General features: G+C 69.6%; 17 protein-coding genes and 1 pseudogene. 14 read left to right on the forward strand and 4 right to left on the reverse strand.

The window, feature by feature from the left end; genetic code table 11:
• Positions 1–14: 14 nt before the first annotated feature.
• The 14 genes from MW290_RS22580 to MW290_RS22645 all read left to right on the forward strand — a co-directional run bounded on the left by MW290_RS22580 (position 15) and on the right by MW290_RS22645 (position 17770).
• Positions 15–1409 (forward strand): TrkH family potassium uptake protein, encoded by a 1395-nt coding sequence (locus MW290_RS22580; protein ID WP_250200089.1) that lies wholly within the window; start codon positions 15–17, stop codon positions 1407–1409.
• 189 nt (positions 1410–1598) lie between these two features.
• Entirely contained in the window at positions 1599–2735 is a 1137-nt protein-coding gene (locus MW290_RS22585; protein WP_250199898.1) for a methyl-accepting chemotaxis protein, read from the forward strand.
• A 14-nt stretch (positions 2736–2749) separates the two neighbouring features.
• Entirely contained in the window at positions 2750–3118 is a 369-nt protein-coding gene (locus MW290_RS22590; RefSeq protein WP_250199899.1) for a response regulator, read from the forward strand.
• Positions 3118–3414 (forward strand): STAS domain-containing protein, encoded by a 297-nt coding sequence (locus MW290_RS22595; RefSeq protein ID WP_250199900.1) that lies wholly within the window; start codon positions 3118–3120, stop codon positions 3412–3414. Before MW290_RS22590 ends, MW290_RS22595 begins: the two co-directional genes overlap by 1 nt.
• Positions 3415–3454: 40 nt before the next feature.
• On the forward strand, positions 3455–5548 hold the full coding sequence (locus MW290_RS22600) for a chemotaxis protein CheA (RefSeq protein WP_250199901.1): 2094 nt from the start codon (positions 3455–3457) through the stop codon (positions 5546–5548).
• 40 nt (positions 5549–5588) lie between these two features.
• Complete coding sequence (locus tag MW290_RS22605) at positions 5589–7256, forward strand: methyl-accepting chemotaxis protein (protein ID WP_250199902.1); 1668 nt, start codon at positions 5589–5591, stop codon at positions 7254–7256.
• A gap of 25 nt (positions 7257–7281) precedes the next feature.
• The gene (locus tag MW290_RS22610; RefSeq protein WP_250199903.1) at positions 7282–9231 is read left to right on the forward strand and encodes a HAMP domain-containing methyl-accepting chemotaxis protein; all 1950 of its coding nucleotides are present in this window, start codon (positions 7282–7284) and stop codon (positions 9229–9231) included.
• 13 nt (positions 9232–9244) lie between these two features.
• Positions 9245–11038: a methyl-accepting chemotaxis protein gene (locus MW290_RS22615; protein ID WP_250199904.1), complete on the forward strand. Its 1794-nt coding sequence runs from the start codon at positions 9245–9247 to the stop codon at positions 11036–11038.
• A gap of 14 nt (positions 11039–11052) precedes the next feature.
• Positions 11053–11595 carry a chemotaxis protein CheW gene (locus MW290_RS22620; RefSeq protein WP_250199905.1) on the forward strand — a complete coding sequence of 181 codons (543 nt, stop codon included), beginning with the start codon at positions 11053–11055 and terminating at the stop codon, positions 11593–11595.
• A 16-nt stretch (positions 11596–11611) separates the two neighbouring features.
• Complete coding sequence (locus MW290_RS22625; RefSeq protein ID WP_250199906.1) at positions 11612–12418, forward strand: CheR family methyltransferase; 807 nt, start codon at positions 11612–11614, stop codon at positions 12416–12418.
• Positions 12419–12449: 31 nt separating this feature from the next.
• On the forward strand, positions 12450–13721 hold the full coding sequence (locus MW290_RS22630; RefSeq protein WP_250199907.1) for an EAL domain-containing response regulator: 1272 nt from the start codon (positions 12450–12452) through the stop codon (positions 13719–13721).
• Positions 13718–14803: a protein-glutamate methylesterase/protein-glutamine glutaminase gene (locus MW290_RS22635; protein WP_250199908.1), complete on the forward strand. Its 1086-nt coding sequence runs from the start codon at positions 13718–13720 to the stop codon at positions 14801–14803. Before MW290_RS22630 ends, MW290_RS22635 begins: the two co-directional genes overlap by 4 nt.
• A 249-nt stretch (positions 14804–15052) precedes the next feature.
• Positions 15053–15673, forward strand: coding sequence for a glutathione S-transferase family protein (locus tag MW290_RS22640; protein ID WP_250199909.1), 621 nt, complete (start codon positions 15053–15055; stop codon positions 15671–15673).
• A 15-nt stretch (positions 15674–15688) separates the two neighbouring features.
• Entirely contained in the window at positions 15689–17770 is a 2082-nt protein-coding gene (locus MW290_RS22645; protein WP_250199910.1) for a putative bifunctional diguanylate cyclase/phosphodiesterase, read from the forward strand.
• Here the strand turns inward: MW290_RS22645 and cobA are convergent.
• The 4 genes and pseudogenes from cobA to MW290_RS22665 all read right to left on the reverse strand — a co-directional run.
• Complete coding sequence (cobA, locus tag MW290_RS22650) at positions 17721–18545, reverse strand: uroporphyrinogen-III C-methyltransferase (RefSeq protein ID WP_250199911.1); 825 nt, start codon at positions 18543–18545, stop codon at positions 17721–17723. The genes MW290_RS22645 and cobA overlap by 50 nt on opposite strands.
• Positions 18542–19507, reverse strand: coding sequence for a DNA-binding protein YbiB (ybiB, locus tag MW290_RS22655; protein WP_250199912.1), 966 nt, complete (start codon positions 19505–19507; stop codon positions 18542–18544). Before ybiB ends, cobA begins: the two co-directional genes overlap by 4 nt.
• A 57-nt stretch (positions 19508–19564) precedes the next feature.
• The gene (locus tag MW290_RS22660; RefSeq protein WP_250200090.1) at positions 19565–22360 is read right to left on the reverse strand and encodes a nitrate reductase; all 2796 of its coding nucleotides are present in this window, start codon (positions 22358–22360) and stop codon (positions 19565–19567) included.
• Positions 22361–22383: 23 nt separating this feature from the next.
• Positions 22384–23586: pseudogene (locus MW290_RS22665) on the reverse strand (NAD(P)/FAD-dependent oxidoreductase); the annotation flags it as partial.
• Between the last annotated feature and the right edge of the window lie 7 nt (positions 23587–23593).

Raw genomic sequence — 23593 nt, forward strand, 5'->3', positions numbered from 1 at the left:
TGTTCGCCTCCACCATGCTGGTGCCGCTGGGCTTTGCGTGGGTGGGCGGCGATTCGGCGCTGTACGACCATGGGCTGTCGCTGCTGATCACCGCCGTCAGCGGCAGCCTGATGTGGATGGTGGGCCGGCGCTACCAGCGCGAGCTGCAGCCGCGCGACGGCTTTCTGCTGGTGGCGCTGGTGTGGACGCTGCTGCCCGGCTTTGCCAGCCTGCCGCTGCTGTTCAACCTGCCCGGCATGCGCTTCACCGACGCGTACTTCGAGGCGATGTCGGCCTTCACCGCCACCGGCGCCACCGTGCTCACCGGGCTGGACACGCTGCCGCTGTCCATCAACGTGTGGCGCTGCTTCCTGCAGTTCGTCGGCGGGCTGGGCATCATCGTGCTGGTGGTGGCCGTGCTGCCGCTGCTGGGCGTGGGCGGTTCGCAGCTCTTCAAGGCCGAGACGCCCGGCCCGATGAAGGAGGCCAAGCTCACCCCGCGCATCGCCGAGACGGCGCGCGGCCTGTGGGTGGTGTACGTGGTGCTCACCGGCGCCTGCCTGCTGGCCTACCGCGCCGCGGGCATGAACTGGGCCGATGCCTTCATGCATGCCTGCAGCACCGTGGGGCTGGGCGGTTTCAGCAATTACGACAACGGCTTCGGCCACTGGGACTCGCCGCTGCTGGACGGCGTGGCCATGGTGTTCATGCTGCTGGCCGGCATCAACTTCGCGCGCTACTTCGTGGTGTGGCGCAGCCGCTCGCTGCGGCCGCTGCTGCAGTGCACCGAGGCGCGCTGGTACCTGGGCTGGATCGTCGCCACCATCGCGGTGATCGCGCTGCGCATGCTGGCCGACGGCAGCTACACCGATGTGTGGCAGATGCTGCGGCACGTCAGCTTCCACGTGGTGTCGCTGGCCACCACCACCGGCTTCGCCTCCACCGACTATGAGCAGTGGCCGGTGTTCGCGCCGGTGGCGATGGTGATGCTGGGCTGCTTTGCCAGCTGCGCCGGCTCCACCGGCGGCGGCATCAAGATGGTCCGCATGATCCTGCTGCTCAAGCAGGCGCAGCAGGAGCTGGTGCGCATCGTCCACCCGCGGGTGGTCAATCCGGTGCTGTTCAACGGCCAGCGGGTGACGCCCACCGTGCTGTCGTCGGTGCTGGCCTTCATGCTGATCTACGGCGGCTCGATGATCGTGCTCACGCTGCTGCTGCTGCTCACCGGGCTCGACCTGGTGAGTGCCTTCGCCGCGGTGGTGGCCTGCGTCAACAACATCGGCCCCGGCCTCGGCGACGTCGGTCCGTCGGCCAATTTCCAGGGCCTGACCGACCTGCAGACCTGGGTCTGCACCTTCGGCATGTTGCTGGGCCGACTCGAATTGCTGACGATCTGGGTATTGTTCACGCCCCAGTTCTGGAGAAAGTAGCTTTGTCAAGGGCACTTTTGCGGCAATAGCCGGTTCAAGTTGCCTCCGTGACGTCCGATACACCCTGCAGATTCCCGGGCGCCATCCTCCTGATGGCCTCCGTCTGCACAGGATGTATCGATGCAAGAAGTAGTCAAGCAGGGCCCTGCGGCTCCCGCTGCCAAAGCGGGCAGGTGGGGCCCACGGTGGATGGCCGCTGTACCCGGCCTGGCCGGTGCCATCGCGGTGGTCAGTCTGGCCCCCGGTGGCTGGCTGGCAGGCGGCACGGCGGCGGCGCTGGTGGCTGCGGCCGCCCTGGCGGCCTACCTGGTCGGGCAGGCGGTGGTACGGGACACCCAGGCCCTCGAGCGCTACGTGGCCAGCCACCAGCAGCTGGGCGAGGCGCTGGCGCCGGTGTGGAGCGGCCACATCGAGAACTCGCGCTACCAGATGGAAAGCGCGATCGCCGCGCTCACCGGCCAGTTCGCCGGCATCGTCGACAAGCTCGACCGCGCGGTGAAGGTGTCGGACGGCTCCACCCAGGGCGGCGAAGCCTGCCTGCTGTCGGTGTTCAACCGCAGCGAGGAGCAGCTGTCGTCGGTCGTCAGCTCGCTGGAAGCGGCCAACCAGGGCAAGGCCCAGCTGGTGGCCCAGGTGCAGCAGCTCAGCCAGTTCATCCAGGAACTTCAGCAGATGGCCACCGACGTGGCCGCCATCGCCGCGCAGACCAACCTGCTGGCCGTCAATGCCGCGATCGAGGCCGCCCGCGCGGGCGAGGCCGGTCGCGGCTTCGGCGTGCTGGCGCAGGAAGTGCGCAAGCTCTCGTCGATGTCGGGCGACACCGGCAAGCGCATCGCCGACAAGGTGCGGCTGGTCAGTGACGCCATCGTCGCGGCCAGCGCCGCGTCGGCCGCCACCAGCAGCGCCGATGAAGCCTCGATGCAGGGCGCCCGCGACGTCATCGCCTCGGTGCTGCACGACCTGCGCCAGGTGACCGATGGCCTGGCCCATTCCACCGAGGTGCTGAAGAACGAAAGCATCGGCATCCAGGGCGAGATTTCCGGTGCCCTGGTGGCGCTGCAGTTCCAGGACCGGGTGAGCCAGATGCTCACCCACGTCAAGCAGAACATCGCGCGCCTGCCCGAGACGCTGGCCGACAACCACCGCCAGTTCGCCGAGTCCCAGGTGCTGACCCCGGTGTCCGCCGCCGGCCTGCTGGCCGAGCTGCAAAGCACCTACGCGATGGCCGACGAGCACCAGGTGCACCACGTGCAGCAGGGCAGCGCCAGCCGCGCCAAGGCCCCGGTGGCCGTGGCCGCGACCGAATCCGAGATCACCTTCTTCTGACGCAGTAACACGCCATGGCCAAAACCATCATGATCATCGACGACTCCGCCTCGCTCCGGCAGGTGGTGGGCATTTCGCTGCGCAATGCAGGTTATGACGTGCTGGAGGGCTGCGACGGCAAGGACGCGCTGTCCAAGCTCAAGGGCCAGAAGGTCCACCTGATGATCAGCGACGTGAACATGCCCAACATGGACGGCATCAGCTTCGTCAAGGCGGTCAAGCAGAACCCGGCCTACAAGTTCACGCCCATCGTGATGCTGACCACCGAGACGGCGGACAGCAAGAAGGCCGAGGGCCAGGCCGCCGGCGCCAAGGCCTGGGTGACCAAGCCCTTCAAGCCCGAGCAGCTGCTGGGCGTGGTGCAAAAGCTGGTGCTGCCGTGATGAGCGCCGCCGCTGCCGACACCGCGGTGCAGCCTTCGCTGCGCCTGGACGGTGAACTCACCATCTACCGCGCCGGCGAACTCAAGCCGGTGATCCTGGATGCGGTGCGCCGCGCCGCCGAGCCGGCCATCGACCTGTCGGAGATCAGCGAGATCGACACCGCGGGCGTGCAGCTGCTGCTGCTGGCCCGGCGCGAAGCCGCCTCGCTCGACCGCCAGCTGGCCCTGGTGGCACCCAGCAACGCCGTGCGCGAAGCCTTCGAGCTGCTGGCGCTGCCGCTCGACGCGGCCGCCTGATGCCCTTCCTTCCTCTTGCGCACGCAGTGACGAGACCCTCATGAACCTCGACCAGGCCCTGCAGACCTTCATCGTGGAAAGCCGCGAACTCCTCGAGCAGATGGAGGACGCGCTGCTGTCGCTCGGCCACCTCGACGAGGCAGGCACCGGCGAAGCGGTCAATGCCATCTTCCGCGCGGCCCACACCATCAAGGGCTCGTCGGGCCTGTTCGGGCTGGACGACATCGTCGCCTTCACCCACGTGGTGGAAAGCGTGCTGGACGACGTGCGCGCCGGCCACCTGCGCACCGACGACGCGCTGATCGCGCTGCTGCTGGCCTGCGGCGACCACATCGGCGCGCTGGTGGCCGCGGTGGCCGACGGCGGCACGCCCGATGCGGCGCTGCTGGCCAACGGCGCGCCGCTGGTGGCGCGGCTGCAGGTGTACCTGGGCGGTGGCGAAGCCGCCAGCCCGGCCGAGGCCACCGATGCCCCCACAGCTGCCGCCGGCGGCGAGGGCGACTGGCGCATCCAGGTGCAGTTCGGCCAGGGCGTGCTGCGCAACGGCATGGACCCGCTGGCCTTCATCCGCTACCTGGGCACGCTGGGCCGCATCGAGCAGATCGCTACCGATGCTGCCGCACTGCCCGAGGCCGACGAGATGGACCCCGAGTGCTGCTACCTGGGCTTCGACATCCGCCTGCGCAGCGAGGCCGACCAGGCCGCGATCGAGTCGGTGTTCGAGTTCGTGCGCGACGACTGCGTGCTGCAGATCGGCCGCGACCAGCCGCCGGCCGGCGCGCCGGTGGCCGCGCAAACGGTGGCCGCTCAGGCTGCACCCGAGGCCGCTGCGCCGGCCGCCGTGGCTGCGGCCGAGGCACCCGCCGCCGACCGCCAGCCGCGGGCCCGCGAGGGCCGCAGCAGCGAGAGCCAGTCGATCCGCGTGGACGCGGCCAAGCTCGACCAGCTGATCGACCAGGTGGGTGAACTCATCATCGCCGCCGCCGGTGCCAACCTGGCGGCCCGCAAGCGCCGCGACCCCGAGCTGGCCGAGCTGAACGACGCCGTGAGCCAGCTGGTGGAGCAGGTGCGCGACAGCGCGCTGCAGCTGCGCATGGTCAAGATCGGCGCCACCTTCAACCGCTTCCAGCGCGTGGTGCACGACGTGGCCCGCGAACTGGGCAAGGACATCGCGCTGGAAGTCAGCGGCGAGGACACCGAGCTGGACAAGACGGTGGTCGAGCGCATCGGCGATCCGCTGACCCACCTGGTGCGCAACTCGATGGACCACGGCATCGAGCCGGCCGACGTGCGCGCGCAGCGCGGCAAGCCGGCGCGTGGCACGGTGCGCCTCAACGCCTTCCACGACTCGGGCAGCATCGTCATCGAAGTCAGCGACGACGGTGGCGGCCTGAACCGCGAACGCATCCTGGCCAAGGCCGTGGAGCGTGGCCTGGTGGAAGCCGGCCGCCAGCTCACCGACAGCGAGACCTACAACCTCATCTTCGAGCCGGGCTTCTCCACGGCCGAGCAGATCACCAACCTGTCCGGCCGCGGCGTGGGCATGGACGTGGTCAAGCGCAACATCACCGCGCTGCGCGGCAGCGTCGACATCAGCAGCCGGCCGGGCGAGGGCACCACGGTCACGGTGCGGCTGCCGCTCACGCTGGCCATCATCGAAGGCTTCCAGCTGGCCGTGGGCAAATCGGTCTTCGTGGTGCCGCTGGACGTGGTGGAGGAGTGCATCGAGTACACCCCCGCGCCGGTGGCCGAAGGCGAGGTGCGCAACGACTACACCGACCTGCGCGGCGAGGTGCTGCCGCTGATCCGCCTGCGCGAGATGTTCGAGCTGGACGGCGAGCCCGGCCGGCGCCAGAACATCTGCGTGGTGCGCCACGGCGCCCAGAAAGTGGGCCTGGTGGTGGACACGCTGCTCGGCGAGTTCCAGACCGTCATCAAGCCGCTGTCCAAGATGTTCGCCCAGGTCAAGGGCATCAGCGGCTCCAGCATCCGCGGCAGCGGCGATGTCGCCCTGATCCTCGATGTGCCGGCCCTCATCGGCCAGGCGCTGCACGTCAGTCATCGTGCGGTGGAGCGGGGCACGGCCCCCGCGGCCGCCCCAGCTTCCGTCACCGGGCCGGCGACTGCGCGTTGAGCGCATCCGCAGTCACTGTCCAGCAGTTTCAAGGACCTCCATGTTTTCCAACTTCAAGATCGGTACCCGGTTGATCACCGGCTTCCTCGTGGTGGCAGGCATCAGCGGCGTGATGGGCGGCGTGGCGCTGCACAACGCCTCGCAGATGAACAGCCTGGCCGAAGGCATGTACAGCCGCGAGCTGATGGGCCTGTCGCACATCAAGGAAGCCAACATCCAGCTGGTGGCCATCGGCCGCGCACGCTCCAACTACCTGCTGGCCACCACGCAAGAAGAGCGTGACCGCCACGTGGCTGCCATTGGCAAGTACAGCGAGGCCGCCAAGGCCAGCCTGGACAAGGCGCGGCCGCTGTTTGTCACCGAGCGTGCGAAGGAGCTGTTCGCCACCGCCGGCAAGACCTGGGACGACTACCAGGCCGACATGAAGCATGCGCTGGAGCTGGCTTCGCGCACCAAGCTGGCCGAGCGCAGCGACGAGCTGATCGCTTCGCTGGCCAAGGTGCGTGAACGCGCTGATGCGCTGGACGGCATGCTGGGCGAGCTGACCGACCAGAAGGAAAAGCGCGCCGAAGCCGCCAACGACGAGGTGGAGGCGCTCTACAACAGCAGCCGCAACGCGATGATCGCGCTGGTGACGGGCGGCCTGCTGCTGGGTGTGCTGCTGGGTGTGTTCATCAGCCGCAGCGTGACGCGGCCGCTGACCCGCGCCGTCAAGGCCGCCGATGCGCTGGCCGAGGGCGACCTGACGGTGACGCTGGAGCCGCAGGGCAAGGACGAGACCGCGATGTTGCTGCGCGCCATGCAGAACATGGTCGACAAGCTGTCGCGCGTGGTGCAGGAAGTGAACACCAGTGCCCAGGGCCTGGCCAGCGCTTCTGAAGAGGTGAGCGCCACCGCGCAATCGTTGAGCCAGGCGGCCAGCGAGCAGGCTGCGGGCGTGGAAGAAACCAGCGCGTCGATCGAGCAGATGACCTCGTCGATCGCGCAGAACACCGACAACGCCAAGGTGACGGACGGCATGGCCAGCAAGGCCGCCACCGAGGCGACCGAGGGTGGCGAAGCGGTCAAGCAGACGGTGAGTGCGATGAAGCAGATTGCGCACAAGATCACCATCATCGACGACATCGCCTACCAGACCAACCTGCTGGCGCTGAACGCCGCCATCGAAGCGGCGCGTGCCGGCGAGCACGGCAAGGGCTTTGCCGTGGTGGCGGCCGAAGTGCGCAAGCTGGCCGAGCGCAGCCAGGTAGCGGCACAGGAAATCGGCACCGTGGCCAGCAGCAGCGTGGAGCTGGCCGAGCGCGCCGGCCAGCTGCTGGACGCGATGGTGCCCAGCATCAAGAAGACCTCCGACCTGGTGCAGGAGATCACCGCCGCCAGCGAGGAGCAATCCTCGGGCGTCGGCCAGATCAACGCGGCCGTGAGCCAGCTCAGCCAGACGACGCAGCAGAACGCTTCCAGCTCGGAAGAGCTGGCCGCCACGGCCGAAGAGATGAGCGCGCAGGCCGAGGAGCTGCAACGTGCGATGGGCTTCTTCAAGCTGGACCGCGAGGCTGCGCAGGCCGAGGCTTCGGGCCCGGCGCGCAAGGCAGTGAGCCAGGCCCAGGCCAGCGCGCGCCGCAGCGCCACCGCGCTGGTCAAGCGCCAGTCGGCCAAGCGGGTGACCGCGGCCGCTTCGGTCGACGAGTCCGAGTTCACCAACTTCTAACAACGCTCTCTCCCGGAGACCTCTGATGTTCAGTTCCATGAAGATCGCCACGCGCATCGGCCTGGGTTTTGCCGCTGTGATCGCCTTGATGCTCGGCTTGGGCGGCTTCGCGATCTACCAGATGGCGCATATCAACGATGCCTCGTCCGAGATCGCCGACAACTGGATGCCGAGCATTCGCCTGGTCGAGGAGATGAACACCAACACCTCCGACCTGCGCATTGCCGAACTGCAGTTCGCGCATGCCGAGTCGGACCAACCGCACATGGCGCAACGCCTGGAGCGCCAGCAGGAAGAGGTGCTGGCCACCTTCAAGAAGAACCGCGACGGCTATGTGAAGCTGATTTCCTCACCGGAGGAAAAGGCGCTGTACGACGAGTTCAGCAAGAAGTTCGAAACCTACCTGAGCATGCGCGACCAGTCGCTGGCCCTGATCCGCGCGGGCAAGTCGAAGGACGCCCTGGTGCTGATCAACGGCGATGCGCAGAAGATCTACGACGAATACTCCGCGCTGCTGCTGCAGCTGGTGGAACTCAACGTCAAGGGCGGCAACACGGCCAGCATCACGGCCGACCGCGTCTACGACGACTCGCGCCAGATGATCTTCGCCACGCTGGGCCTGAGCCTGGTGCTGGCGGTGGTGTTCTCGGTCCTCATCATCCGCAACCTGATGCGGGTGCTGGGGGGCGAGCCGGCCGTCGTCGCGGCGGTGGCCAGCCAGGTGGCCGCCGGCGACCTGTCGGTGGAGGTGCATACCCGGCCGGGTGACAACGGCAGCGCCATGCTGGCGATGAAGACCATGGTCGACAAGCTCAAGCTGGTGATCGAAGGCCAGCGCACCGTGGTGGAAGCGGTCAACCGCGGCGACTTCTCGGTTCGTGTGCCGCTGGAGGGCCTGGCCGGCTTCCAGCGCACCATGGGCGAAGGTCTGAACGACCTGGCCAAGACGGTGGGCGAGAGCACCGGCGACGTGGTGCGCGTGATGGGCGCACTGTCCGAGGGCGATCTGACCATGCGCATCGAGAAGTCCTATGAAGGCGCCTTCGGCGAGATGAGCACCTACGTCAACAACACCGTGGCCCGCCTGGCCAGCGTGGTGTCCGAAGTGAACGGCGCCGCCGAAGCCCTGGCCGGCGCCTCGGAGGAAGTCAGCGCCACCGCCCAGGCGCTGAGCCAGGCCTCCAGCGAGCAGGCCGCGGGCGTGGAAGAAACCAGCGCCTCGGTGGAGGAGATGACCTCGTCGATCGCGCAGAACACCGACAACGCCAAGGTGACGGACGGCATGGCCAGCAAGGCGGCCACCGAAGCGGCCGAAGGCGGAGAGGCCGTCAAGGCGACGGTCAGCGCGATGAAGCAGATCGCGCACAAGATCACCATCATTGACGACATTGCCTACCAGACCAACCTGCTGGCACTCAACGCGGCCATCGAGGCGGCACGGGCCGGCGAGCACGGCAAGGGCTTTGCGGTGGTGGCGGCCGAGGTGCGCAAGCTGGCTGAACGCAGCCAGGTGGCGGCACAGGAAATCGGCACCGTGGCCAGCAGCAGCGTGGAGCTGGCCGAGCGCGCCGGCCAGCTGCTGGACGCGATGGTGCCCAGCATCCGCAAGACCTCGGACCTGGTGCAGGAGATCACCGCCGCCAGCGAAGAGCAGTCCTCGGGCGTGAGCCAGATCAACGCGGCCGTCAGCCAGCTGAGCCAGACCACGCAGCAGAACGCCTCCAGCTCCGAGGAACTGGCCGCCACGGCCGAGGAAATGAGCGCCCAGGCCGAGCAGCTGCAGAACACCATGGCCTTCTTCCGGCTTTCGGGCACCTCGCGTCGCCGCGAGGCCGAGGCTGCCGCGCCGGCCCGCCACGCCATCGGCCAGGCCCAGGCCGCGGCTCGTCGAGCACCGGTGAAGAAGGCCGCCCCCGCACCGAAGGCGCCGCGGCCGGCCGACGTGGTGGACGAAGGCCAGTTCACCAACTTCTGATGGATGACCCGCCATGCTGAACGACTTCAGGATCGGTACCCGCCTGGTGGCCGGTTTCGTTGCCACGGCTGCCATCGCCGCCCTGGTGGGCGTGGTGGGCATCCGCAACACCTCGCACCTGAACGACCTGGCCGAGAACCTCTACAACACCGAGCTGATGGGCGTCTCCCACATCAAGGAGGCCAACATCGAGCTCGTCGAGGTGAGCCGGGCCAAGGCCCATCTGCTGCAGGCGGGCACCGCGCAGGAGCGTGAAGCCGCCGCCGCGGCGATGGCACGTGCGCTGAAACTGACGCGCGAGGCCATCGATCAGGCCCGACCGCTGTTCAGCACCGATCAGGCCAAGGCGCAGCTGGCCGAATTCGACCGCCACTGGGACGCCTACCAGCCCCTGGTGCAGCGCTGGACCAGCGTGGCCATGGCCGCACCTTCGCCGCAGCGCAGCGAGCAGTTGCAGCAGGCCAGCAGCAGCATGGTCGAGCGCGAGGGCAAGCTCGACGAACTGCTGGAGCAGCTGACCGCCGCCAAGGAGGCCTTCGCCCAGCAAACCCACGTGCAGGCGCAGGACATGTTCGAGACGGGCCGCCTGCTGATGCTGGCGGTGGTGGCGGGCGGCGTGCTGCTGGCCGTGGGCATGGGCGTGGTGCTCACGCGCAGCGTCACGCGGCCGCTGTCACGCGCTGTGGAGGCGGCAGGTCGCATCGCGCAAGGCGACTTGTCGGTGCAGCTGCAGGCCAGCGGCAAGGACGAAGCAGCCCAGCTGCTGCAGGCCATGCAGCGCATGGCCGATGCCACGGGCGCCAGCATCGGCGACGTGGGCCGCGTGATGCGCGCGCTGGCCGAGGGCGACCTGGATCAGCGCATCCAGAAGGACTATGAAGGCGTCTACGCCGAACTGAAGACCTACGTCAACGACAGCTGCGAGCGGCTGGGCCGCGTGGTGGCCGAGGTGAACGCCGCGGCCGAGTCCCTGGCCAGTGCCTCGGACGAGGTGAGCGCCACGGCGCAATCGCTGAGCCAGGCTTCGAGCGAGCAGGCCGCGGGCGTGGAAGAGACCAGCGCGTCGATCGAGCAGATGACCTCGTCGATCGCGCAGAACACCGACAACGCCAAGGTGACGGACGGCATGGCCAGCAAGGCGGCCACCGAAGCGGCCGAAGGCGGCGAAGCGGTCAAGCAGACGGTGAGCGCGATGAAGCAGATCGCGCACAAGATCACCATCATCGACGACATCGCCTACCAGACCAACCTGCTGGCGCTGAACGCCGCCATCGAAGCTGCGCGTGCCGGCGAGCACGGCAAGGGCTTCGCCGTCGTGGCGGCCGAGGTGCGCAAGCTGGCCGAACGCAGCCAGGTGGCGGCGCAGGAAATCGGCACCGTGGCCAGCAGCAGTGTGGAGCTGGCCGAGCGCGCCGGCCAGCTGCTGGACGCGATGGTGCCCAGCATCCGCAAGACCTCGGACCTGGTGCAGGAGATCGCCGCGGCCAGCCAGGAACAGTCGGCCGGGGTGGGACAGATCAACGCCGCGGTGATCCAGCTGACGCAAACCACGCAGCAGAACGCCTCCAGCTCTGAAGAGTTGGCCGCAACGGCCGAAGAACTGAGCAGCCAGGCCGACCAGCTGCAGCGCACGATGTCGTTCTTCAAGCCTTCGCAGGTCGAAGCGCACGAGCCGGAAGCGGCAGCGCCGGCTCGCCGCGCCCTGCAAGGCGCGCAGAGCCGCTCACGCCGCGCCGTGCCGCGAGGCCGCGCCGCCGCGTCGGCACGCACGGCCGCCGTCGACGAACACCATTTCACTTCCTTTTGAACAGGAGACCGCCGATGAACATCACTTCAGCCAGTACGGCGGCTGCCACCGGCCCGGTGCCCGGGCTGCTGGCCGCGGAACCCCAGCAGTACCTGACCTTCATGCTCGGGGGCGAGACCTTTGCGCTCGGCATCCTCGCGATCAAGGAAATCATCGAGTACCGCGGCCTGACCGAGGTGCCGATGATGCCGCCCTCGATCCGTGGCGTGATCAACCTGCGTGGCGCGGTGGTGCCGGTGATGGATTTGCAGGCGCGCTTCGGCCGGCCCAGCAGCGACATCACCAAGCGCACCTGCATCGTCATCATCGAGGTCGAGAGCGACGGCGAGCGCCATGTGCTCGGCGCGGTGGTGGACGCGGTCAACGAAGTGCTGGAGATCCCGGCCGCCGACATCGAGCCGCCGCCGTCCTTCGGCACCCGCATCCGCAGCGATTTCATCCACGGCATGGGCAAGGTGCGCGGCAAGTTCGTCATCCTGCTGGCGGCCGAGCAGGTGCTGTCGGTCGACGAGATCGCCGCCGCCGGGCAAGCCGCCGAGCTGAGCCTGGCCCACTGACGACGACCCCGGTCCCATGCAGCATCCGGCGATCAGCGAGCGCGAGTACCAGCGCTTCCAGGCCTTCATCCATGAGGCCGCCGGCATCACCCTCTCGTCGGGCAAGAAGGCCCTGGTGTGCGGGCGGCTGGCCAAGCGCCTGGCTCACCATGGCTTTGAGAAGTACGGCGACTACCTGTCGTTGCTGGACAGCGGCCGCGACCCGGCCGAGGTGCAGATCGCGGTCGACCTGCTGACGACGAACGAGACCTACTTCTTCCGCGAGCCCAAGCACTTCGAGCTGCTGCGCCGGCTGGCGCTGGAAGCGCCGCGCAGCCAGGCCTTCCGCATCTGGAGCGCGGCCTGTTCCAGCGGCGAGGAGCCCTACAGCATGGCCATGGTGCTGGCCGACGTGCGGGCCGACAAGCCCTGGGAGGTGGTGGGCTCCGACATCAGCTCCCGCGTGCTGGAGCGGGCCCGGCAGGGCCACTACCCGATGGAGCGGGCGCGGCAGGTGCCGCCGGCCTACCTGAAGCGCTTCTGCCTCAAGGGCACGGGCGACCAGGAGGGCACGCTGCTCGTGCAGCGTGCGCTGCGTGAGCGCATCAAGCTGCTGCAGGTGAACCTGAACCAGCCGCTGCCGGTGGACCTGTCGAACTTCGACGTGGTCTTTCTGCGCAACGTGATGATCTATTTCAATGCCGACACCAAGCGCCAGGTCGTGGAGCGCGTGGTCGCCACGCTGCGGCGCGGCGGCTTCTTCATCGTCGGTCATTCCGAGAGCCTGAACGGCATGATGACGGGCGTGGAGCAGGTGTCGCCCTCGGTGTATCGCAAGCTGTAAGGCGGCCCACCGGCCGCCGGTAGGAGACGGAATGGATACGGGCAATCCGCCTGAAGCAGTGGCGGATCGGCACGAAGCCGTGCTGGTGGTGGACGACAGCGTGGTGCAGCGCGAGCATGCCGGCGCGCTGTTCCGGTCGCTGGGCGTGGCGCAGATCCACGAGGCACAGCATGGCCTGCAGGCGCTGCAGCTGCTGGCCGAACTGCCGGTGCCGCCTTGTTTGATGGTCATCGACCTGGAAATGCCGGAGATGGATGGCATCGAGCTGATCCAGCAGCTCAGCCGTCGCGGCATCCGCATTCCTTTCCTGGTGGCATCCTCGCGCGAAGGCGCGCTGGTGCGCGCGGTGGAAAGCATGGCCACCACGCTGGGCATGCCGCTCCTGGGCGGCGTGGCCAAGCCCCTGACCGCCGAGCTGCTGGCCAGCGCGCTGCAGCGCTGCCATGCGGTGGAAACGGGCGAGCCGCTGCTGCCGGCCACCGGCCTGCCGATGCCGATCGCGCCCGAGCGGCTGGAAGCCGCGCTGGCCCAGGGCCTGGTGCTGCCCTATTACCAACCCAAGGTGGACATCCGCACCGGCCTCGTGCGCGGCGTGGAGGTGCTGGCCCGCTGGACCGACCCGGTGCTGGGCGTGGTGCCGCCCGACCGCTTCATCGCCACCGCCGAGAAGCACGGCCTCATCCTGCGGCTCACCCAGTCCATCGCCGACCAGGCCATGGGGCAGCTGGCGAGCTGGATGAGCCACGGCCTGGCCATGTCCATGGCCCTCAACCTGTCGCCGCTGGTGCTGCAGACGCCCGGGCTGGTGGAAGGCATCAGCGCCTTGCTGGCCCGCCATGGGCTGGCGCCGGGGCAGCTGGTGCTGGAGATCACCGAAGGCTCGGTGGTGAGCTACGACGCCCAGACCATGGGCGTGCTGGGCCGGCTGCGCATGCGCGGCATGGGCTTGTCGATCGACGACTACGGCACCGGCTTCTCGTCGATGCAGCAGCTGGCGCGCATCCCGTTCACCGAGCTGAAGATCGACCGCAGCTTCGTGCACAAGGCCCACCAGCAGGCTCACCTGCGGGTCATCCTGCAATCGGCGCTGGAGATGGCGGGCCGGCTGGGCCTGGTCTCGGTGGCCGAAGGCGTCGAAACACTGGCCGACTGGCGGCTGCTGCAGCAATTCGGCTGCACCCTGGGGCAGGGCTACCTGATCGCCCGGCCGATGGCCGGCGAGGCGCTGCCCCGCTGGCTCAAGAGCCACGAGGCCCGGCTGCCTTCGCTGCGCATGCCGACCGCTGAATCGGAGACATCATGAAGACGATCAAGGTGCTGGTGGTGGACGATTCCGCCGTGGTGCGCCAGGTGCTCACCGGTCTGCTGGCCGAGGCGCCGGGCATCGAGGTGATCGCCGCCTGCGCCGACCCGGTGCTGGCCCAGGAGCGCATGCGCCAGCAATGGCCCGACGTGATCGTGCTGGACGTGGAGATGCCGCGCATGGACGGCATCACCTTCCTGCGCAAGATCATGGACGAGCGGCCGACGCCGGTCGTCATCTGCAGCACGCTGACCGAAAAGGGCGCCAAGACCACGCTGGAGGCGCTGGCCGCCGGCGCGGTGTCCATCGTCACCAAGCCCAAGCTGGGGCTCAAGCAGTTCCTGGCCGATGCGGCGCAGGAGCTGGTGTCCACGGTGCGTGCCGCCGCGCAGGCTAATGTGCGCCGCACCGTCTCGCGGCCGGGCGCACCGGCGCTGGTGCCCACCGCCAAGCACACCGCCGACGTGATCCTGCCGCCGCAGGCCCAGGGCGCACGCGCGATGGCGCAGACCACCGAGCGGGTGGTGCTGATCGGCACCAGCACCGGCGGCACCCAGGCGCTGGAAGCGGTGCTGACCGAGCTGCCGCGGGTGTCGCCCGGCATCGTCATCGTGCAGCACATGCCCGAGAAGTTCACCGCGGCCTTCGCGGCGCGGCTCAACTCGCTGTGCCACATCACGGTGAAGGAAGCGGCCACCGGCGACCGCGTGGTGCCGGGCCTGGCGCTGATTGCGCCCGGCGGCAAGCACACGCTGATGCGCCGCAGCGGCGCCCAGTACCACGTGGAGGTGGTGGACGGCCCGCTGGTCAACCGCCACCGGCCTTCGGTGGACGTGCTGTTCCGCTCGGCCGCCAAGTGCGCCGGCAGCAATGCGCTGGGCATCATCATGACCGGCATGGGCGACGACGGCGCTGCCGGCCTGATGGAGATGCGCACGGCCGGCGCTGCCACGCTGGCGCAGGACGAGGCCACCTGCGTGGTGTTCGGCATGCCCAAGGAAGCCATCAAGCGCGGTGCGGTGCAGCGCACGCTGCCGCTGGGCGCGATGGCGCGCGAAATCAGCGCGCTGCAGCGTATCTGAGTGCGGCCTGAAAAATCAGATATGCAGTTTCTTATGAATCTGCATATTTGATTGAAAAGAGTTTTGGCGCCATTTTGATCGACGCGCACTGCAAGTTTGGGGTTGCGCACCCGATTCAGTTGCCACTGGCGTGGATGGCGACCAGAATATTTGTATCAAGCACGTTAACTGGCGGCCGATGGGTATAGGGCCCGCCGCGGCTGCAGTGCTTGCATACCGGCGCGGCGCCAATTCCAAGGAGTCGCCAACGTGCCCGACACGCTCTACTACACGCCTGGTTCCGGCAACAGCCTGAAACCTGCCCTGGTGGCCCACCACACCGGCCGTCCGCTGCACCGTGTGCGCATCGACGTGCTGGCCGGCGAAAGCCGCCAGCCGGCTTTCCTGGCCATCAACCCGCGCGGTCAGCTGCCTTATCTGGTGACGTCCGACGGGCAGGGCCTGGGTGAATCCAACGCCATCGCCTGGTATCTGGCCGAGGGTTCCGCCCTGATGCCGGCCCAGCCGCTGGAAAGGGCACAGGCGGTGCAATGGATGATCTTCGAGCAAACCGCGCTCGAGCCTTTCATCTCACCCGCGCGCTTTTTCACCGCCATCCTGCCCGGCGAGCGCGAAGCGCGCGCCGCCGAGATTGCCGCCTGGCAGGCGGCGGCCCAACCCGGCCTGGCCCGGCTGGACGCGCACCTCACCGGCCGCGACTTCGTGGTCGGCCGGCAGGTCAGCGTGGCCGACATCGCGGTGTACGGCTACACCCACCTGGCCGAGGAGGGCGGCATCGGCCTGGCGGCCTATCCGGCCGTGCAGACCTGGATCGCCCAGGTGCAGCGTGTGTTGCAGGTGCCGCCGCTCGATCGCCTGCTGCCTGCCTGAGCCCGCCGTCGTCCCATGCCGATTTCGGTTTCCCGCCCCCACCACCAGGCCCGACCCGCCGCCGCCATCGCCGAGCTGAAGGCGCGCGAGGTGCTGGAGCGCATCCAGGTGCCCGTCTGGGTGTTCGACATCGACCGGCGTCGCGTGCACTGGGCCAACGCCGCGGCACTGAAGGTGTGGAGCGCCCCCAGCCTGGAAGAGCTGTGCGCGCGCGACATGGGCCGCGACATGTCGGCCAGCGTGGCCGCGCGCCTGGCCCAGTACCAGGCCGATTTCATCTCGCACGACGCGCTGTTCAACGAGCAGTGGACGCTGTACCCCGGCGGCAAGCCGGTGTCGCTGCATGTGCACTACAGCGGCCATCGGCTGCCCGATGGCCGCATGGCGATGCTGTGCGAAGGCCTGCCGGTGCAGTCGCCGTCGCCCGAGTCGCTGCGGTCGGTCGAGGCGCTGCTGCACACGCCGATGATGATCGCGCTGTACCGGCTGGACGGGCAGCCGCTGTACCGCAACCCGGCGGCGCGTGCTTCGGTGCGGTCGCTGGACGAGCCGTTGCAGGAGCGCTTTGCCGACCCCGCCGCGCTGGGCCGTCTGCGCCACGCCATCGACGCCCAGGGCCATGCCACGCTGACCATGGCGGTGCGCGCCGCCAACGGCGAGCGCTGGCACGAGGTGTCGGCCCACCGCCGGCTGGACGCCGTCACCGGCGAGGCCGCGCTGCTGGTCAGCGAGGTGGACGTGACCCCGCTCAAGCAGAGCGAGGCACGGGCGCTGTTCCTGTCGGAGCACGATCCGCTGACCGGGCTGCCCAACCGCAACCTGGCCCAGCGGCACTTCCACCTGCTGGCCGAGCAGGTGCAGCGCTGCACCGAAGCACGGCCGCTGCAGGCCGCGGTCATCCTGATCGACCTCGACCGCTTCAAGGACGTCAACGATTCCTGGGGCCATGCGGCCGGCGACGAGCTGCTGGTGGAAGTGGCCCAGCGGCTGGGCGCCTCGGTGCGCCGCGGCGACATGGTGGCCCGCTTCGGCGGTGACGAGTTCCTGATCCTGCTGAGTGCACCCGAGGTGCGCAGCGAGATCGAGCGCATCCACCCGCGGCTGCGCGCTGCGCTGGCGGCGCCGTTCGAGATCGGCGGCGTGCGCACCCATGTCTCGGCCACCGTGGGCGCCAGCGTGTACCCCGAAGACGGCGAAGCCTTCGAGACGCTGCTGCAGCATGCCGACTTGGCCATGTACCAGGGCAAGGCCGGCGGCCGCGATGCCCTGAGCTTCTACCAGCGCGGGCTGAGCGACCGCCTGCGCGCCCGCACCCAGCTGGAGGAAGAACTGCGCCAGGCCATCGCCCGGCGCGAGTTCATCGTCTACTACCAGCCGCGCATGGGCGTACAGCCCGGCGAGGTGGTGGGCGCCGAAGCTTTGGTGCGCTGGCGCCACCCGCAGCGCGGCCTGGTGCTGCCGGGCGAGTTCATCCCGCTGTGCGAAGAGGTGGGGCTGATGCGCGACCTGGGGCGCCAGGTGTTCGAACAGGCGGCGCGGCAACAGGCGGCGTGGATCGCCGAGGGCCACCGCCTCAAGCTCTCGGTCAACCTGTCGCCGCGGGAGTTCGAAGACCCGGCGCTGCTGCCCGACCTGGAACGCACGCTGGCCGCCACCGGCTGCCCGCCGCAGGCCATCGAGCTGGAGATCACCGAGTCGATGCTGATCGACGAAGGCGACCAGCCGCTGCGCATGCTGCAGGGCATGCGGGCGCTGGGCCTGTCGATCGCGCTGGACGACTTCGGCATGGGTTACTCCAACCTGGCCTACCTGCAGCGCTTTCCGTTCAGCACGCTGAAGATCGACCGCAGCCTGGTGCAGGCGCCGCCGCATGAGCGGCCGCTGGCCGAGGCCATCGTGGCGCTGTGCCGTGCGATGAAGCTGCGCCCGGTGGCCGAAGGCGTGGAAAACGCCTGCCAGCACCAATGGCTGCTGGCGCAGGGCGTGCGCGACTTCCAGGGCTACCTGTTCGCGCGCCCGATGCCGGTGCTGGAATTCGAGGCCATGCTCAACGGCTGCCGGTCGCTGACGCCCGAGCCGGCATCGCCAGCGCCGTAGGCTGGTCGGCCGCGGCGGCCTGCAGCCCCTGCAGCACATCGCCCACGATGATGATGGAGGGGCTGCCCAGGCCATGGTCGGCAATGGCCTGCGGCAGCTGGCCCAGCGTGGTGACCACGTGCCGCTGCTGCGGCAGCGAAGCCTGCTGCACCACCGCCGCCGGGGTGGCCGCAGGCAGGCCTTGCAGCAGGCCTTGCTGCAGCCGTGCCACCTGGGCCACGCCCATGTACACCACCAGCGTCAGGCCCTGGGCGGCGGCCTGCGCCAGCACCGGCCAGTCGGGGCCGCTGCCGCCTTCGCGCGCATGGCCGGTCACGAACATCACGCCCTGGGCATGGTCGCGGTGCGTCAGCGGTGCGCCGATGCCGGTGGCTGCCGCCAGGCCCGAGGTGATGCCGTTGACCACCGTCACCGGCACGCCCTGGGCCTGCAGCGCCTGCACCTCTTCGCCGCCGCGGCCGAAGACGAAAGGGTCGCCGCCCTTGAGCCGCACCACCTGCTCGCCCTTGAGCGCCTCGGCCACCATCAGCTTTTCGATGAAGGCCTGCGGCGTGCTGGCGCAGCCGCCGCGCTTGCCCACGTGCACGATGCGGGGCCGCCGCCGGCCCAGCGCAAAACGCAGCAGTGCATCGCTGACCAGGTCGTCCACCAGCAGCACGGTGGCCGAGCGGATGGCGCGCAGGGCCTTGATGGTCAGCAGTTCGGGGTCGCCGGGGCCGGCGCCCACCAGGGTGCAGCGGCCGGTGCCGGTGGCGGGCTTGAGCGGGGTGTTCATGCGGCGGTGCCTACCTGTTGGTTGCCTTGCAGGCTGCGCAGCGCGGCCAGGCTCTTGAGCACCAGGGCCACCTGCGCTTCCAGCGGATCGGGTGCGGGCTTTTCGCCGCTCATCACCGCCTGGATGTACAGCGCGGTGGTGGCGGCATCGTGGGTGCGCGGCAGCAGCGGCAGGGTGGCCAGCACGCCTTCCTGCGCAGGGCAGCCCAGCTCGGGCCGCGGCTGGCCGCCGATCCAGCCTTCGATGCGGGGCAGGCGGCGCGGGTCGGCCACGGCCTCGCCCTCGGTGCCGCGCAGCAGCATCATGTGGGCGCCGGCCTGGCGGGCGAACTGGCCCATCAGCTCGCCGAATTCAGGGTGGGTGTAGCTGGCCAGGCGCAGCGCGGGCGCCCCTTGCACCGGGTCCAGCAGCTTGGCCACGGTGTGGCCCGAGTTGCGCAGGCCGATGGTCCAGCGCACGTCCAGCAGGCGCGCCAGCGGCGGGCACAAGGCATCGATGCACAGGAAGGCCGGCTCGCGCCGGGCCCAGGCCTGCTCGACCTCGTCCACGCTGTGGGCGATGGGCAGGCCCAGGTCGTGCAGCACGTCGGCCGTGCTCACCCGCTTGGGGTCGTGGCGGGGGCCGTGCATCAGCACCGGCACGCCTTCCTGCGCCAGGCGCATGGCCAGCAGCGGCGTCAGGTTGGGCAGGCGGCGGGCGCCGTTGTAGGTGGGCAGCACCACGACCGGCTGGTCGGCCGCCACCGGGGCGCAGCGGGCATGCACCGCGGCCAGAAAGCCGCACAGCTCGTCCAGTGTTTCGCCCTTCATGCGCATCGCGATGGCGAAGGCGCCCACCTCCAGGTCGCTGACCTGGCCGTCGAGCACCAGGCCCATCAGGTCCTGGGCTTGTTCGATGCTGAGGGACCGTGCCCCGGCGCTGCCGCGGCCGATCTCCTTGATGTAGTGACTGATGCTGCTCATGAACGACGTCTCCTGCGCGCAGGTTCGCAAGTTTCGGACCCTGGGCGCGCGGATGTTTCAGGCGGTGACCGGGGCGGCCACCAGGCGCTTGAGCTCCGGGATGCAGGAGCCACAGTTGGTACCGCATTTCAACCCAGCCTGCAGCTGCTGCAGGCGCTCGGCGGCACTGCCGCTGCAGCGGGGCAGCGCGGCTTCGATGTCGGTGGTGCTGACGTTGAAGCAGGTGCACACCTGGCGCCCGCGCACCGGCGTGGGCACGGGCGGCTGCGGGCCGCCCTGCAGCAGCTGGCGGCCATAGGCCTGGGTGGGCAGTTCGTCCTGCAGCAGCGGCTTGAGCCAGCTTTCGGCGCGGGCATCACCCGCCAGCAGGAAGGCTTCCAGCCGGCGGTCTTCCTGCACATGGCGCAGCCGCACCGCGCGGCGCTGGCCGCGGCGGGCGTCTTCGTAGTGCAGCACCGGCGCATCGTGGCTGCCGTAGGCCAGGCCCAGCAGGGTTTCGATGCGGCGCACCAGCGACATCGGCGGCGGGCCTTCATGCGCGGCCTTGAACATCAGCCCGCTGCGCTGGTGGCCGAAGGGCACGCACAGGGCATGGCTGAACTCGTGCATCAAGGCCTGCAGCGCCCGCCGCGCGGGCAGCAGCTCTTCGTCGGGCAGCCAGGCCAGGGCCGTCAGGCGCCAGGGCAGCTCGGCCTTCAGCAGCTTGACGGCGCAGTGCTTCAGCTCGGGCTGCTTGGAGCGCGGGCAGTAGCGCGGCGTGGTGAGGGCATTCACCCCGGCCAGCGGCTCGCCACGGGCGCTGCGGCCGGAGACAAACTCTTCGCCCCAGTGCATCGCGATGTAGGCCTGCATCGGCCCCAGGCCCTCGTCGGCCGCGGCCGGCAGCACGATGGAGCCGCGCCGCGAGGTGACGTGCACCAGGTCGCCGGGCTGCAGGCCCAGGCGCTGCAGCTCGTGGGGGTGCAGGTCCACCGTGGGCTCGGGCGCCTGGCCGAACAAGCGCCCCAGGTTGCCGGTGCGGCTCATGCCATGCCACTGGTCGCGCAGGCGGCCGGTGTTCAGGCTGAAGGGGTGGCGCACGTCGCGCGGCTCGGCCACCGGCTCGAAGGGCGTGTCGAAGAAGCGTGCGCGCCCGTCCTCGGTGGGGAACACGCCGTCCTCGTACAGCCGGGCGCGGCCGCTGGCCTGGCCGGCGGGCAGCGGCCACTGCTGCGGTCCGGCGCTGTCCAGCAGCGCATAGCTGAGGCCGGTGATGTCGAGGTCGCGGCCACGGGTGGTCTCGCGGTGCTCGTTCCACACCTGCTCGGGCGTGCTGTAGTCGAACAGCGGCATCTCGCCCGGGCGCAGCCGGCCTTCCAGCCGTTGTGCCAGCTCGGTGGCAATGTGCCAGTCGTGCCGGGCCTGGCCGGGCGCGGCCACCGCACGCCGCACGCGGCTGATGCGGCGCTCGCTGTTGGTCACGGTGCCTTCCTTCTCGCCCCAGGTGGTGGCAGGCAGCAGCAGGTCGGCGAAGGCGGCGGTGGCGGTGGTGGAGAAGGCTTCCTGCACCACGACGAAGTCGCAGCGCCGCAGGGCCTCGCGCACCAGCGCCTGGTCGGGCATCGACTGGGCGGGGTTGGTGCAGGCAATCCACAAGGCCTTGATCTGTCCTTCGGCCGCGGCCTTGAACATCTCCACCGCGCTCTTGCCCGGCTGCTCGGGGATGCGGGGCACGCCCCAGAAGGCGGCCATCTCGGCGCGGTGCGCCGGGTTGGCCAGGTCACGGTGGGCGGGCAGCAGGTTGGAAAGGCCGCCCACCTCGCGCCCGCCCATCGCATTGGGCTGGCCGGTGAGCGAGAAGGGTCCGGCGCCGGCGCGGCCGATCTGCCCCGTGGCCAGGTGCAGGTTGATCAGCGCCGCGTTCTTGGCCGTGCCGCTGGCGCTCTGGTTGAGGCCCTGGCAGTAGAGCGAGAGGGTGGGGCTGCGGCCTTCGCCCGGTGCGTCCAGCCCGGCGAACCAGGCGGCGGCCTGCAGCAGCGCGGGCTCGGTCAGGCCGGTCAAGCGGCTGGTTTCACGCGGGGTGAACTCGGCCACGCGGACGCGCAGCGCCTCGAAGCCCTGGGTATGGGCCTCGATGTAGTCGCGGTCCAGCCAGCCTTCGGCCAGCATCAGGTGCAGCAGGCCGTGGTACAGCGCCACGTCGCTGCCGGGCAGCAGCGGCAGGTGCAGGTCGGCGGCGGCTGCGGTGTCGGTGCGCCGCGGGTCGGCCACGATGATGCGCAGCCGCGGGTCGGCGCGCTTGGCATCCTCGATGCGGCGGAACAGGATGGGGTGCGCCCAGGCGGTGTTGGCGCCGGTGATGAAGAGGGTGCGCGCATGGGCAAGGTCGTCGTAGCAGGCGGGCGGCGCATCGGCACCCAGCGTGGCCTTGTAGCCGGCCACCGCGCTGCTCATGCACAGGCGCGAGTTGGTGTCGACGTTGTTGGTGCCGATCAGCGCCTTGGCCAGCTTGTTGAAGACGTAGTAGTCCTCGGTGAGCAACTGGCCCGAGAGGTAGAAGCCCACCGCGTCGGGGCCATGGGTGCGGATGGCCTGCTCGAAGCGGTCGGTGGCCAGGGTCATGGCCTCGTTCCAGCTCAGCGGTTGCGGCGCGGCGTCGCGGTGGGCGCGCCGCATCGGGAACAGCAGCCGCGCATGCTGGGTGATGGGGGCGCTGGCCGTCAGGTGCAGCGTGCTGCCCTTGCTGCACAGGCGGCCGAAGTTGGCCGGGTGGTCCGGGTCACCGCGCACGCCGGTGATCTGTTCGCCCTTCGATTCGATGACCACGCCGCAGCCCACGCCGCAGTAGGGGCAGGTGGAGCGGGTTTCCCGCAGCGCCGTCACTGGGTCACCCCCCGTCCGAAGATCAGGCGGTCGCGGATGTCCTCGATGTCGCGGCCTTCGCGCAGCAGGTCGAAGTACCAGGGGCCGTCGGCGGTGTCGCCGTACAGGCAGGCGCCCACCAGCTTGTTGTCCTGGATCACCAGCTTCTTGTAGACGCCGCCGAACGGGTCGCTCATCACGATCTCCTCGGTGTGTTCACCACCCATGAAGTTGCCTGCGGAAAACAGGTCGATGCCGGTGACCTTGAGCTTGGTGCTGGTCTGGCTGCCGGTGTAACGGCCCGAGCCCACCTGCGCCAGGTGGGTGGCGCACACCCGGCCCTGCTCATACAGCGGCGCCACCAGGCCGTAGGCCACGCCGCGGTGGGCGGCGCACTCGCCCACGGCGTACACCCGCGGGTCGGTCACCGTCTGCAGCGTGTCGCCCACCACGATGCCGCGCAGGCAGTGCAGGCCCGCCGCCTCGGCCAGCGCGACGTTGGGCCGGATGCCGGCCGACATCACCACCAGGTCGGCCGCGATCTCGCTGCCGTCGGCCAGGCGCACGGCGCGCACGCGGCCCTCGGCCGGGTCGCCCAGCAGCGCCTGCGTCTGCGCACCGAGCGCAAAGCGCAGGCCGCGGTCCTCCAGCGCCTGCTGCAGCAGCCGGGCGGCGGGTTCGTCCAGCTGCCGCTCCAGCAGCCAGCGGCCGATGTGCACCACCGTCACCTGCATGCCGCGCAGCATCAGGCCGTTGGCGGCTTCCAGGCCCAGCAGCCCGCCGCCGATGACCACCGCATGGCGGTAGCGGGCCGCGGCATCGATCATGGCCTGGGTGTCGGCGATGTCGCGGTAGGCGATGACCCCAGGCAACGTGTTGCCCGGGATGGGCGGCATGAAGGGCGTGGAGCCGGTGGCCAGCAGCAGCCGGTCGTAGGTGGCCTCGGTGCCGTCGTCGGCGCGCACCCGGCGCAGGTGGCGGTCGATGTCCACCACCTTGCGGCCCAGGTGCAGTGTGATGCCGTGCTGCGCGTACCACTCGTGCGGGTTCAGCACGATCTCGTCCAGCGTCTGCTCGCCGGCCAGCACCGGCGACAGCATGATGCGGTTGTAGTTGGGGTGCGGCTCGGCCCCGAAGACGGTGATGTCGTACAGCCCCGGGGCGATCTTCAGCAGCTCTTCCAGGGTGCGCACGCCGGCCATGCCGTTGCCCACCATCACCAGTTTGAGTTTGTTCATCGACGAC

The sequence above is a fragment of the Aquincola tertiaricarbonis genome (genome assembly GCF_023573145.1).
GTDB lineage: Bacteria > Pseudomonadota > Gammaproteobacteria > Burkholderiales > Burkholderiaceae_C > Aquincola > Aquincola tertiaricarbonis_B.

Bases quoted from the DNA above. Each gene is read 5' to 3' on its own strand.
- MW290_RS22615 (WP_250199904.1), top strand. From the start codon at position 9,245: ATGCTGAACGACTTCAGGATCGGTACCCGCCTGGTGGCCGGTTTCGTT.
- MW290_RS22605 (WP_250199902.1), top strand. From the start codon at position 5,589: ATGTTTTCCAACTTCAAGATCGGTACCCGGTTGATCACCGGCTTCCTC.
- MW290_RS22625 (WP_250199906.1), top strand. From the start codon at position 11,612: ATGCAGCATCCGGCGATCAGCGAGCGCGAGTACCAGCGCTTCCAGGCC.
- MW290_RS22635 (WP_250199908.1), top strand. From the start codon at position 13,718: ATGAAGACGATCAAGGTGCTGGTGGTGGACGATTCCGCCGTGGTGCGC.
- ybiB (WP_250199912.1), bottom strand. From the start codon at position 19,507: ATGAGCAGCATCAGTCACTACATCAAGGAGATCGGCCGCGGCAGCGCC.
- MW290_RS22620 (WP_250199905.1), top strand. From the start codon at position 11,053: ATGAACATCACTTCAGCCAGTACGGCGGCTGCCACCGGCCCGGTGCCC.
- MW290_RS22590 (WP_250199899.1), top strand. From the start codon at position 2,750: ATGGCCAAAACCATCATGATCATCGACGACTCCGCCTCGCTCCGGCAG.
- MW290_RS22595 (WP_250199900.1), top strand. From the start codon at position 3,118: ATGAGCGCCGCCGCTGCCGACACCGCGGTGCAGCCTTCGCTGCGCCTG.
- MW290_RS22600 (WP_250199901.1), top strand. From the start codon at position 3,455: ATGAACCTCGACCAGGCCCTGCAGACCTTCATCGTGGAAAGCCGCGAA.
- MW290_RS22610 (WP_250199903.1), top strand. From the start codon at position 7,282: ATGTTCAGTTCCATGAAGATCGCCACGCGCATCGGCCTGGGTTTTGCC.
- cobA (WP_250199911.1), bottom strand. From the start codon at position 18,545: ATGAACACCCCGCTCAAGCCCGCCACCGGCACCGGCCGCTGCACCCTG.
- MW290_RS22630 (WP_250199907.1), top strand. From the start codon at position 12,450: ATGGATACGGGCAATCCGCCTGAAGCAGTGGCGGATCGGCACGAAGCC.
- MW290_RS22645 (WP_250199910.1), top strand. From the start codon at position 15,689: ATGCCGATTTCGGTTTCCCGCCCCCACCACCAGGCCCGACCCGCCGCC.
- MW290_RS22580 (WP_250200089.1), top strand. From the start codon at position 15: ATGCTGGTGCCGCTGGGCTTTGCGTGGGTGGGCGGCGATTCGGCGCTG.
- MW290_RS22585 (WP_250199898.1), top strand. From the start codon at position 1,599: ATGGCCGCTGTACCCGGCCTGGCCGGTGCCATCGCGGTGGTCAGTCTG.